Raw genomic sequence first — 12,695 nt, forward strand, 5'->3', positions numbered from 1 at the left:
ATTATACAACTATAATTTAACTAACTATCTATTGTTAAACTGCTCCACTTTCCGTTTCTCAAGGAATGCCTGCATACCGTTCTTCTGATCTTCTGTCTCGAAGCATCCGCCAAACAGTTTTTCCTCGATCACGATAGCCTGATCCATATCAGTCTGAAGTCCGTCGTTCATCGCCTTTTTGCTGTTTCTGACAGCGATCGGAGCCATCTTTGCGATAGCGCCTGCCAGCTTCTTCGCAGCCAGCATCAGCTCTTCCTGTGTATAAACAGCATTTACAAGTCCGACACGGTATGCCTCGTCCGCTTTGATGTTGCGGGACGCAAATACCATCTCTTTTGCCTTGCCCGGTCCGATGAGACGTGCGAGTCTCTGTGTACCGCCGAAGCCTGGTGTGATACCCAGACCTACTTCAGGCTGTCCGAATAATGCATTGTCCGAGCAGATACGGATATCACAGCTCATGGCAAGCTCGTTGCCGCCGCCGAGTGCGAAACCGTTTACTGCCGCGATAACTGGAACCGGGAAGGTTTCAATCTTGCGGAAAATATCGTTGCCGAATTTACCGAAGTGCTCGCCCTGCTCCTTGGTCATCACGCTCATAGCAGCGATGTCAGCACCGGCTACGAAAGATTTCTCTCCTGCGCCGGTCAGGATAATTGCACGAATTTCGGAAAGGTCTACTGCATCAAATGCAGCTTCAATATCCTTCAGCACATCCTCGTTTAACGCGTTCAGTGCCTTCGGACGATTAATAGTTATGACTGCGACGTGTCCGTCTACCTCATAGTCTACAAATCCCACTTCCAGTTCCTCCTAAAAAGCTCTTGAATTGAAATACGTAAAACCAGAAACAGCCGGAGCGCCGGGGATAAGCCCCGACGACTCCGGTTCTGCGTCAGAAATTAGTCTCTCTCAACGATCGTTGCGCAGCCCATGCCGCCACCGATACACAGAGTAGCCAGACCCTTCTTAGCGTCACGTTTCTGCATCTCGTATAACAGAGTTGTCAGGATACGGCAGCCAGATGCTCCTACCGGATGTCCGATAGCGATTGCACCGCCGTTTACGTTCAGGATGTCTTTGTTGAAGCCAAGGTCACGAGCTACAGCGATAGACTGAGCTGCGAATGCCTCGTTTGCCTCGATCAGGTCGAAGTCTTCTACCTTCCAGCCTGTCTTCTTCAGAACTTTCTTGGTAGCTGCAACCGGTCCAATACCCATGATGCTCGGATCTACACCGCCCAGAGCGCCTGCTACCCATGTAGCCATCGGTTTGATACCCAGTTCTTTTGCTTTCTCTTCGCTCATAACAACTACAGCTGCTGCACCATCGTTGATGGAGGAAGCGTTACCAGCTGTTACACGTCCGTCTTTCTTGAATGCCGGACGAAGCTTGCCAAGAACCTCTACAGTGGAACCCGGACGCGGACCCTCATCGGTATCTACGATAACAGTCTCTTTTTTCTTCTTAACTTCGATCGGAACGATCTCGTCTTTGAAACGTCCAGCCTCGATAGCTGCGCAAGCCTTCTGCTGGCTAGCTGCTGCAAACTCATCGAGTTCTTCTCTTGTGATACCCCACTGATCGCAGATATTCTCAGCGGTGATACCCATGTGGTAATCGTTGAATGCATCCCACAGAGCGTCATTTACCATGGTGTCGATCATGGTCGCATTGTTCATACGGTATCCGTAACGAGCCTTCATCAGAGCATACGGAGCTGCGGACATGTTCTCTGCACCACCAGCTACTACGATGTCAGCATCGCCTGCAAGGATCATATCTGCTGCTGCGTTTACAGCATTCAGACCAGAACCGCAAACCACGTTCAGGGTAACTGCCGGAACTTCTACCGGAAGACCAGCTTTCAGAGACATCTGACGTGCTACGTTCTGACCAAGACCAGCCTGGATAACACATCCCATGTATACGTGATCAACCTGCTCCGGAGCAACGCCTGCTCTCTTCAGAGCCTCCTTGATAACTACGGCACCCATCTCAGCTGCTGGAACAGTACTGAGCTGGCCACCCATAGAACCTACTGCGGTACGGCATGCACTTGCAATTACGACTTTCTTAGACATTGAAAAAATCCTCCTTGAAAATGATCCACCACGTAAATAACACAACTGCAGTAAATAGTAAAATAGTGATAAATATGATAGTGTATTTGTATCTTAACACCCCACGCGGCTCCTGTCAAATAATTATCAATGGATTTATAAAGATTTAAGATTCTCATTTTTCCGCGTACAATCCACTTATTTCTACATCGTTTTGATCGCCTTTAGGCGGAATGCACAATTTTTTTCTTCCGTTTTCTCAATAAAAGTGGTCTTCTCTGGCATTATAACCAACATGGTATTTTGTTTGTGAATTAATAGACAAAGTCATTTCTTTTCTATTTACATACACTTATATCTGTAATTCATAAATATGAATATGTCGTCATTTTCCCCTATTTTGTCCTCCGCCTCTTTCGTTGACAAGGGGTAGTGGAGATGATACACTGATAAACAACGGGGGATGTCCGAATCACGCATTTGTACGGACTTCTTCATATTATTAAAAAGGACAAGGTGAATAAGTATGGATTACAAGAAACTGTATGCAGAAAAGCTGGTTTCCGCTGAAAAAGCTGCTTCCGTCGTTAAATCTGGCGACTGGGTTGACTATGGCTGGACCACCGGCACTCCGGTAGCAGTCGATGCTGCTATCGCAAAACGTCTTCCGGAACTGGAGAATGTAAACTTCCGCGGCGGTATCCTGATGTGGGTACCGGAGATCTTCAAGATCGAAAACCCGGCAGCTCATATGACCTGGAACTCCTGGCACATGAGCGGTATCGAGAGAAAGGCAATCGCACAGGGATTCAGCTTCTATGCTCCGATCCGTTATTCCGAGCTTCCGAGATACTATCGTGAGTCCGCAACCAAACCGGATGTAGCTGTATTCCAGGTCGCTCCGATGGACGAGCACGGTTATTTCAACTTCGGACCAAATGCTTCCCATATGGCAGCCTGCTGCGAGACTTCCAAGGTTGTCATCGTAGAGGTCAATGAAAATATGCCAGTCTGCCTCGGCGGATTTGAGAACGGCGTTCATATCTCCAACGTAGACATGATCGTAGAGGGCAGCAACCCGACCATCGCAGAGATGGGAGGCGGCGCAGCAGCGACTGATGTCGATGAAGCAGTTGCAAAACTGATCGTAGACGAGATCCCGGATGGTGCCTGCTTACAGTTAGGTATCGGCGGTATGCCGAACGCAGTTGGTTCCCTGATTGCGAAATCTGACTTAAAGGATCTGGGTGTTCACACCGAAATGTACGTTGACGCATTCGTTGATATTGCCGCAGCCGGCAAGATCACAGGCGCTCACAAAGCACTGGACAAAGGCCGTCAGGTATACGCATTCGGCGCTGGTACCAAGAAACTGTATGACTACTTAAACAACAACCCGGTCTGCATGAGTGCTCCGGTTGATTACACCAACGACGTCCGCACCATCGCAGCCCTGGACAACTTCATGTCCATCAACAACGCGGTTGACCTCGACCTCTTCGGTCAGGTAAATGCAGAGTCCGCAGGAATCAAGCACATCAGCGGTGCAGGCGGACAGCTTGACTTCGTTCTGGGCGCTTACCTGTCCAAGGGCGGAAAGAGCTTCATCTGCTGCTCCTCCACCTTCAAGAACAAGGCTGGCGAGCTGCAGTCCCGTATTCTCCCGACCTTAAATCAGGGTTCCATCGTAACCGATACACGTGCAAACCTGCACTACCTGGTAACCGAGTACGGTAAAGTAAACTTAAAGGGTCTTGCAACCTGGCAGAAATGCGAGGCTATCATCTCCGTTGCACATCCGCAGTTCCGCGATCAGCTGATTAAGGAAGCTGAGAAGATGCATATCTGGAGACAGAGCAATAAGATCTGATAAGAACTCAAGATCTGATAAAATCGGCAGAATTCGGAGACAAAATCCAGCAAACCATCTATGGTATCTGAGACTCCCGGTTCTCCGATACATCAGATACGTTTATTTTCTAAAAAAAGTGCTTTTCCTCTCAAGAAATTTTCTTCGAGAAGAAAGGCACTTTTTTATTTATACTTTTTTCTTATAGTTTTTGTTCTACAAGTCTGTGTCTACCATCCGCTACTGTTCCAGAGACTTCCACCGGAAGTTCGGAATCACATCCGACCACTTATTAATTCCGATGATTGATTTTGCAAAATTCGAAGTTTCCAGCGTGTATCTCTTCTGATCAATGTCGTGGAAAACTCTCCAGAGCTTTCGATCCTTTACCGCTACAATCTCATTGCCCTGATTCATATCACAGGACCACAGACCGAAGCTTAAGCCTGCCCTTACCTCTGACGGCGCATCGACCTGACGACTCAGAATGTACGCGTCGATATACGGGTTACTGTCCACGATATAGTAAGAATATGCAAATGCCGCCGCCTGGATATCCGACACATCGCCGCGCGTCAGACTCTGTGCAGTAAATCCTTCCTCCGTCAGAATGACATGGCGCACCTCGCCGGATGCTGTCTTCATCGAATCCTGATTCAGATAATCGGTCAGTACATGCAAGTTTGCAAAGTTGACAATCGGTGAATCTGCACTCTCGGTTACCAGCCCCGTTGCCGGATCATCCCAGAATTCCGGTTCCGTCATCGGGTACGGATACGGATGGTAGGCAATGCCCCAGTCCATCTGGCCTTCCGTTACTGCCAAGGCGTTAAACGTATCAACAATGCCTTTGCCCGTATAATGCACCTGATCGTTCAGGTTCTCATACGGAGCTCCCCACCAGAAATCAAGTGAAAAATAAACCCGGTCATTCGCACTTGTGCTCTTGATCGCCGTGTAGAACGTGCGGAATGCCTGCTGATACGTGGATACATATGCATTCAAATCTGCCGGTCCCATGTAGTTCCAAATCTGGTTGTTGATCTCATTGCCCAGAATCCAGTTGGAAATCTTCGCATAATTTGAATTATGATTCTTGCCGCTGTAACGATCCGCCAAAAACGCGAAGATCGCACGCGTTGTCTCAAATCCTTCCTGTGTCTTCGTGTTAAACATATAATAATTGGCGCTCGAAGATTTCGCAGTTCCCGCATGAACCAGTTCCGGGTGCGCGTCATTCCAGTCATTTAAAACGATCGCCGTCACAGATATATCTTTTCCGATATATGTACTGATCACCTTGTCATAATTTTCAACCACCGACTTATTAAAATGATACGTTTTTCCATCGTACTCATAATCAATGCCACTTCCTAAAAACTGGGAAAATGCGATATTGACCGCCACATGTTTGACGCCCAGTGTAAATGCATCGTTGAGCATATTTAACTGGATATTCAAGCCCTTTTTCGTCAGCGGCGTCTTAAACGCATCCTGATTGGATGCAACCACCTCCGGATTTGTGATATAATGTGCCGCGCCAACTGCCGTAAATGCAGTTCCGTCAAACACTGCCGGAACAAACCGGCTGTAAAGGCGGTCCTGGGCAGTTCCCTTGTTTAAAGGAATCGAGACGGTCCTCGTCTCCCCTGCGCCTACGCTGCTGACATAATCAGTCCGGCTTCCAATCTCCGACTCATACGGCCGCAATTCAAACAGATAAATCTTTCCGTCCGTCCCCGTTGTATCACCGTTGCTTGAAAGTGAAATATCCACTGTATTCTGCCCCGAACCAATCAGACAGGAGCCGATCGAAGCGGTTATCTGAAACGTCTGCGCCGCCAGTGCTGTGAACGCAGCCGCCACACTCAGGCAGACCGCTGCAGCCAGGACAAGCGCCGTTTTCATCCATTTTTTCATCCTGTTCCTTCCTTTCCGTCTAATATCCTATGGTATTTGATCATACTTCATTCTTCCGTCAGATTCAATTACTATTTTATTAAGGATTATTACAACTATTTTGGAAATCCTGTATGATTCCCAGCATTTTATCTTTTCCAAGCCTTGATTTCTTTCTTATTCCTATTCTTTTACCACTTGCAAATATTGGTTTTATATATAAATCCCTTAGAGCCGCAAATTTAAAAAGCTACAGTTTCCGGAACCATCAAGTATTCCTTCCGCCATAGCTTTTTGATATTACCGATTATTTAGTTCTTAATGCCCTCATCGCATTTAAAATTGCAATGACGGAAACACCGACGTCCGCAAACACGGCTTCCCACATATTCGCCACTCCAGCCGCGCCCATCAGAAGCACAACCGCCTTAACCGCCAGGGCAAACACGATATTCTGGTGCGCAATTGCCATTGTCTTGCGTCCGATTTTAACCACACCTGCAATCTTCGCCGGGTTATCATCCATCAGGACAATGTCCGCCGCCTCGATCGCCGCGTCACTTCCCATGCTTCCCATTGCAATACCGACATCTGCGCGGGAGAGAACCGGTGCATCGTTGATGCCGTCGCCGACAAATGCCAGCTTCCGCTTTCCGGTCATCTCCGCCAGCATCTCCTCGACCTTCTGCACCTTATCCGCCGGAAGCAGCTCCGTGTACGCCTGATCGATGCCAACCTTCGCAGCCACCGCCTCGCCGACCGCTTTCCGGTCGCCCGTCAGCATAACAGTACGGCGGATTCCAGCCGCCTTCAGTCCACGGATCGCATCCTCCGTCTCCGGCTTGATCGTATCGGCAATCAGGATACTTCCGGCAAATTTTCCGTCCTTTGCCAGATAAATCACAGTGCCGATGCCGTCGCATTCCTGATACGGTATATTTTTACTCTTCATCAGGCGTCCATTACCCGCCAGAACTTTGTGACCGTCGATCGTTGTCTCGATACCATGACCGGAAATCTCGTTGGTTTCACCGATGCGGGTTAAGTCGATCAGGGGTTTGCGTACTACTCCCTGCACACCCTCTTTGGACTGCACCTCTTTTATTGTGTCATTGTCAGCATCCAGAACGATTTCCGCTGTTCCCGCATTCGCCTTTTGAGTTTCTGCTTCTGCCAAACTGCATTTTCTCTCACGATACGCCTCCCGTATCGATTCCGCGATCGGATGCGTCGAATAATTCTCGGCATACGCCGCCAGCTCCAGAAGCTCATCCTCACTGATTCCCGCCGGATGCAGCTCCGTCACTTTAAACTCGCCCTTCGTCAGGGTGCCTGTCTTATCAAATACAACCGTATCCAGCTCCGAAACTGCCTCCAGATAATTGCTTCCCTTGACTAACACACCGATGCGGGATGCAGCACCAATGCCGCCAAAGAAGCTAAGCGGAACCGAAATCACCAGCGCACACGGGCAGGAAATTACCAGGAAAATACAAGCTCTCTGAATCCACTCGCTAAATTCTCCGCCCAGCACAATCGGCGGCACAAATGCCAAAGCAACCGCCGCGATCACGACCACCGGCGTATAATATCTGGCAAACCGGGTGATAAAGTTCTCCACCTTCGCCTTCTTGCTGCTGGCATTCTCCACCAGCTCCAGAATCCGCGCCACCGTCGAATCATCAAATTCTTTCGTCACGCGCACCCGCAGAAGCCCGCTGCCATTGACACATCCGCTGATGATTTCATCCCCGGCTGCCGCACGGCGCGGTACCGATTCACCAGTCAGCGCCGAGGTATCGATCATCGATTCACCCTCTACCACCACGCCATCCAGCGGAATCCGCTCTCCCGGCTGTACCACGATGATGTCATCCACTTCCACATCATCCGGCTCGACCTGCTCTATCTGTCCATCTTTTTCAATATTGGCATATTCCGGGCAGATATTCATGAGATCGCTGATCGACTGGCGCGAACGGTTGACCGCATAACTCTGAAACAGCTCGCCAACCTGATAGAACAGCATAACCGCAACCGCCTCAGAAAACTCGCCCACACCGAACGCCCCGAACGTCGCTACTGTCATGAGGAAATTCTCATCAAACACCTGACCATTTTTAATCCCCCGGAACGCCTTGTATACAATATCCCATCCAATAATCAGATACGGAATTAAAAATACGACTAACTCTGTCCATGGCTGCGGCATTCCGGCAAATACATTCATTTTTTTCGCTGCTGCCGCCGCGATATATACGATTGCCGCCGCGACGATCCGCTTCAGCATCGTTTTCTGCTTCTGATTCATAAAGCCTCCCTTCATTCTGGAAACACGTTCCCTGAAAAAAAAGATATAGGAAAATGTGCCGGCACAGCTCATTTGCCTATATCTTTTTACTTTGCCCTTCTGTGCATTACACAATCTGATTTTATTCTTTTAAAAAGCAGCTTTTGATCCGATTATGCCTTTTCCAATTTTACATATTAATAATGCAGTCCGGTTCCACCTTCTTGCACACTTCTACAACCTCTTTCATGATCTCGTCGAAACGTGCGTCATCCGCATCGATCGTCATTTTCTGCATCATAAAGCTGACACTCGCATCATTGACTCCATCCAGCTTCTTGATCGCATCCTCCATCTTTGCTGCACAGTTTGCACAATCCAGATCAGTTAATTTAAATTTCTTCTTCATGATAATCCTCCTCTTTTTATTGAGTTATAAATTTTTAATGTTTGCTTTCCGAGACCTGCAATTTTTTTCTTTACAGATAGCACCGCTTTCACATTCATTCAATCCATTATCATCATTCAAGGAACTTGCTATTCTTTAATATGCTCAAAGCCCTGGTTGATAATCCGGTAAACGTGGTCGTCTGCCAGCGAATAGAACACCGACTTTCCGTCCCGGCGGCTCTTGACAAGCTGCGACTGCTTGAGAATCCGAAGCTGATGCGAAATCGCCGACTGCGTCATATTAAGCAGCTGTGCAATGTCGCAGACACACATCTCCGACTCAAACAGCACAAACAAAATCCGGATCCGCGTCGAATCACCAAATACCTTAAACAGCTCCGCCAGATCATACAAATCATCGTCATCCGGCAGCATTCCCCGGACCGACTGCACAACCTCATCGTGAACAGCACACTCCTCACAGCACTCTACATCATGAATTGCCATCCGATTTCTCCCTTCATGCTACGCGTTTCTGCCCTGCAAACTGCTTCTTTCGTGAAAGCAGTTTGCAGGATTTTATCAAGATTTCTTTGAAATATTTTTATTTATATGAATCATTGTTCATATGTTCATTATATGAATGTAACTGGGAAATGTCAAGAAATATTTGTGGGAATTTAAAAGGAGTAAATGAAATATTTTCTCAATTATAAAATGCTGCAAAAAAGACTGTTCATACAGACAAAATCCACTAAGTAATGCGCGTAAATGTGCTTCTTTCTGCCCGGTTTACAGATGATACTCTGTAAACCGGCACAGTTCAAATATCTATTCTCTACATCCTATGCTTTTTTGTCTATTTATGAACAGTCCGTTCTTTTTTATTCATTATTATATATCTTTTGCAGTTTATTTTTTCGACACTGCTTGAGCTATATTATCCATTGGTATATTATCCATCGTCTGATGATCTTTTGCCTCTTTCTGCAACCCCGACTTAGACTTCTAATAGAATCTCTCCTCGCCCGGAATCGCATCCAAATGTTCCTGCCATTTCTCAGCCGGTACATCATGAACCGATACCGTCACAACCTTCGGATCCTTCTTTAATTCTTCTGATACCAGCGTTCTGACCTTCTCAGCCAGCGCTGCCTTCTCTTCCCGGCTCCGTCCCGGGTACATAGATATTGCAATGTGTGGCATGATTTTCCTCCTTTGTACTAATAGCACTCTTCCAAAATATCCAAGATTTCCGCGTGCGTCAGCTGCCGATACCCGCCGTCATTGCGGATACATGAATCAGCAATCGTTTTCAGCAGGCTCTGATCTGTGATTCCCAGTTCCCGCAGCGTCCCCGGCAAACCAATCTCATGAATAAACGCCTGCAATGCGTCAATTCCGCCAAATGCCAGTTCTTCCTCATCGCCGCCATCTGGTGACATTCCCCAGACATTTACGGCAAATTTCACAAATTTCTTGATGCCGTCCCGGCAAATTCGACGATAATACGCCGGATGGATCACGCCAAGTCCCATGCCGTGGTTGCAGTCCGTGTAAGCCCCCATCTGATGTTCAATCATATGCGCCTCAAAATCACACTGTTTTCCTAATTTGATAATGCCAATCTCCGCCATCGTGGACGCCCACATCAGGTTGCTGCGCGCCTCATAATTTTCCGGTTCCCGGATCGCCACCGGCAGGTTCTCAATAATACTCCGCATCAACGCCTCCGAGATCGCATCCGAAAGATTATCCTCATCCGGTGCACTGAAATATGTCTCCATCACATGGCTGAGCATATCAAAACCGCCCGCTGCCGTCTGGAGTGGAGAAACCGTGTGTGTATATTTCGGGTCCATCATCGCAAACACCGGATTGCAGCGCGGATAATTCCGGCTCGTTTTAATTTTCTGTTCCTCATGGGTGATTACACCCTCGCCGTTGACCTCGCTTCCAGTGCCGACCACGGTCACAATCACGCCCACCGGAACCGGCTCAAAATCAATCTCGCCCTTTTTGATCCAGTATTCCTCCCAGACATCCTTGTCCGTCGCAGCCGCCATTGAGATCGCCTTGCTGCAGTCCATGACCGAACCGCCGCCCACTGCCAGAATCAGATCTACCTGATTTTCCTGTACGACTTTTTTCCCTTCCATCACCTTGCTGTAGGTCGGATTCGGCATGATGCCTGAAAATTCTATCACCTGTTTTCCAGCCAGCTTTAAGACATCCATCACTTCCTGATAAATGCCATTCGTCTTGATCGAGCCGCCGCCATATGCCAGCATCACCGTTTCCCCATACGGCTTCACCGCCTCCAGCAGGTGCTCTTTCACACAACCTCCGCCAAAATAAATCTTTGTCGCATTTTCAAATGTAAACGCCCGCATCGTTCCCTGTCCTTTCTGAACCCGTTCCGGCAAATGCTTTTGCATCCGCCTGATGTTCTATCTTCTTCTTTGTAGATATGTTTTTTTGAATCTTTATTTTGATTATTTTTCTCCTTTATCTCAGATTCATCAAATGTTCAGCTATAATTCACACTAGATTTGACAAGTTCTCTGTAAGTGTTCATATTATATCACGATTCGCATCTTCGATGCTTACCGCTGCTGACGCAGCTATCGTGATCGCCATTCGCCGTTCGCCATAAATCTGCAAGCAGCTCTCTGGCTCACTTGCGCTCATTATATCATATTACCTTTTTACATTCTATCTGTTTCAAAAATTTCACGCATATATTTTCATTTTTATGAATAAAATTGCACAAACTTATATCTGCGTGTCATTTTTATTCCCCCATCCACTTCCAAAATATTTTCCGAAATTTATGATTTCTTCACATTCCGAACATACTTTTATCACATTTTTTCGATATAGTAATACGCGTAAAGGCAAAAGACCTTTCATAATATACTTTTTCATACCTACGCCGACAGGAGTCCGTTCCTGTCGGCTCCTCCTATTTTAAGGGATATATCTACTCAAGCGGGCAGTTTCATGATAAAATAAACACACAGATAGAATCATCTCACAAACACAGATTCTATATTAAATTTACAATAAAAATAGCTGCATGAATCACATATATTAGGAGGAACTTCTCATGAAACACGAACTGACGCAGGAAGAAATCCTGGTTGAAATAAAAGACATTCTATCAGAATACGTAGAAATCACCCGCCCGCTGACACCGGATGACCGCCTGATCGACGATCTGGGGCTGGATTCATTTTTGATCGTATACTTTATCACAGAGATCGAAGACTGCTTCGAGATCGATATTCCGGAAACGGATTTTATCGAGCTTGTCACGGTCAAGGATCTCTGCGAACGGATTCAGCTGGAAATAAAAAAGCACTCCCCTTATTAATACCAGCGTGTCATCGGCAAGTCATTATCAATTCCTTTTGTAAATAAAATCTGGTGCAGACGCAGATTTTCCACATCCAGGATATAAAATCCATCTGCTGAACCACAAGAAATCATTTCCCAGAGACTTAGAACCATTACGCCCGGGAAAATATATTTTTTAATCCACGAATCGCCCGGATGTTCCTCCAGCACACTGATAAATTGCAACAGAAACAGTCCGTTCCTTCCATCTTAACCTGAAATGGATACTCATCAAACTTTTGGTTATATCTGTCCCTGTTCTTTCAGATATGCCAGAAAACCCACACAGCCCTCCAGAACATCTTCATACGTCGCGTCAAAATCACCCGTATACCACGGATCCGCGATGTCACGGTCTGAACCTGCAAATGTGAGGAATTTATATATTTTCCCCTCCGGATCGCCTTTCAGCATTCGGTTTAAATTTCGGATATTGGCACTGTCCATACCTATGATATAATCAAATTTCTCATAATCCGCCCACGTCACCTGCCGCGCCCGGTGCGGCACCAGAGGAATTCCAACCTTCCTCAGCTTATTCACCGTCCCCCGGTGCGGTGGATTGCCGATTTCTTCGGTGCTTGTGGCGGCGCTGTCGATAAGGAAGTGGGCGGAAAGCCCTTGGGATGCGACTTTGTGGGTGAAGACACTTTGGGCTAGGGTGGAACGGCAGATGTTGCCGTGGCAAATAAATAGTACTTTAATCATCTTTTCATATCTCCATTTAAGTCTTGTATTTCTTCCCAAACGCTTGATATTTCAGGGTTTTCCGACTTTTGAGTTGTCCTTTCTTTTCAAGGTATCT

General features: G+C 47.1%; 11 protein-coding genes and 1 pseudogene. 2 read left to right on the forward strand and 10 right to left on the reverse strand.

Translation table 11 applies throughout. The features are described from left to right. Window positions 1–24: 24 nt before the first annotated feature. Together DWZ45_RS07665 and DWZ45_RS07670 are read right to left on the reverse strand one after the other, a co-directional pair. On the reverse strand, window positions 25–801 hold the full coding sequence (locus DWZ45_RS07665; RefSeq protein WP_118468440.1) for an enoyl-CoA hydratase-related protein: 777 nt from the start codon (window positions 799–801) through the stop codon (window positions 25–27). Window positions 802–902: 101 nt separating this feature from the next. Further along, window positions 903–2,084, reverse strand: coding sequence for an acetyl-CoA C-acetyltransferase (locus tag DWZ45_RS07670; protein ID WP_107001360.1), 1,182 nt, complete (start codon window positions 2,082–2,084; stop codon window positions 903–905). Between the two features lie 505 nt (window positions 2,085–2,589). Between DWZ45_RS07670 and DWZ45_RS07675 the strand changes: the two genes are divergently transcribed. Then, the gene (locus DWZ45_RS07675; RefSeq protein WP_118468442.1) at window positions 2,590–3,933 is read left to right on the forward strand and encodes a butyryl-CoA:acetate CoA-transferase; all 1,344 of its coding nucleotides are present in this window, start codon (window positions 2,590–2,592) and stop codon (window positions 3,931–3,933) included. Between the two features lie 219 nt (window positions 3,934–4,152). Here DWZ45_RS07675 and DWZ45_RS07680 read toward each other — a convergent pair whose 3' ends face one another. From DWZ45_RS07680 to DWZ45_RS07705, 6 genes are all read right to left on the reverse strand, one after another. Continuing rightward, window positions 4,153–5,832: a DUF5722 domain-containing protein gene (locus DWZ45_RS07680; RefSeq protein WP_107001358.1), complete on the reverse strand. Its 1,680-nt coding sequence runs from the start codon at window positions 5,830–5,832 to the stop codon at window positions 4,153–4,155. Between the two features lie 286 nt (window positions 5,833–6,118). Beyond that, a complete protein-coding gene (locus DWZ45_RS07685) occupies window positions 6,119–8,122 on the reverse strand; it encodes a heavy metal translocating P-type ATPase (RefSeq protein WP_118468586.1) in 2,004 nt (667 codons plus the stop codon). Window positions 8,123–8,291: 169 nt separating this feature from the next. Beyond that, complete coding sequence (locus DWZ45_RS07690; protein ID WP_022358590.1) at window positions 8,292–8,510, reverse strand: cation transporter; 219 nt, start codon at window positions 8,508–8,510, stop codon at window positions 8,292–8,294. A gap of 128 nt (window positions 8,511–8,638) precedes the next feature. Further along, window positions 8,639–8,998: a metalloregulator ArsR/SmtB family transcription factor gene (locus tag DWZ45_RS07695; protein WP_022358591.1), complete on the reverse strand. Its 360-nt coding sequence runs from the start codon at window positions 8,996–8,998 to the stop codon at window positions 8,639–8,641. 501 nt (window positions 8,999–9,499) lie between these two features. Beyond that, window positions 9,500–9,697, reverse strand: a complete 198-nt coding sequence (locus tag DWZ45_RS07700; protein ID WP_117796107.1) for a tautomerase family protein — start codon at window positions 9,695–9,697, stop codon at window positions 9,500–9,502. Window positions 9,698–9,714: 17 nt separating this feature from the next. Beyond that, the gene (locus tag DWZ45_RS07705) at window positions 9,715–10,884 is read right to left on the reverse strand and encodes an iron-containing alcohol dehydrogenase (RefSeq protein ID WP_118468588.1); all 1,170 of its coding nucleotides are present in this window, start codon (window positions 10,882–10,884) and stop codon (window positions 9,715–9,717) included. A 716-nt stretch (window positions 10,885–11,600) separates the two neighbouring features. Between DWZ45_RS07705 and DWZ45_RS07710 the strand changes: the two genes are divergently transcribed. Then, on the forward strand, window positions 11,601–11,867 hold the full coding sequence (locus tag DWZ45_RS07710; RefSeq protein WP_118468444.1) for a phosphopantetheine-binding protein: 267 nt from the start codon (window positions 11,601–11,603) through the stop codon (window positions 11,865–11,867). Here DWZ45_RS07710 and DWZ45_RS07715 read toward each other — a convergent pair. Further along, window positions 11,864–12,088, reverse strand: a pseudogene (locus DWZ45_RS07715) (SAM-dependent methyltransferase); the annotation flags it as partial. The gene DWZ45_RS07710 and the pseudogene DWZ45_RS07715 sit on opposite strands and share 4 nt — an antisense overlap. A 45-nt stretch (window positions 12,089–12,133) precedes the next feature. After that, complete coding sequence (locus DWZ45_RS07720; RefSeq protein ID WP_022358595.1) at window positions 12,134–12,598, reverse strand: low molecular weight protein-tyrosine-phosphatase; 465 nt, start codon at window positions 12,596–12,598, stop codon at window positions 12,134–12,136. Window positions 12,599–12,695: the final 97 nt, after the last annotated feature.

Origin of the sequence: Clostridium sp. AF32-7AC (genome assembly GCF_003477925.1) — a bacterium.
Classification (GTDB): domain Bacteria; phylum Bacillota; class Clostridia; order Lachnospirales; family Lachnospiraceae; genus Otoolea; species Otoolea fessa.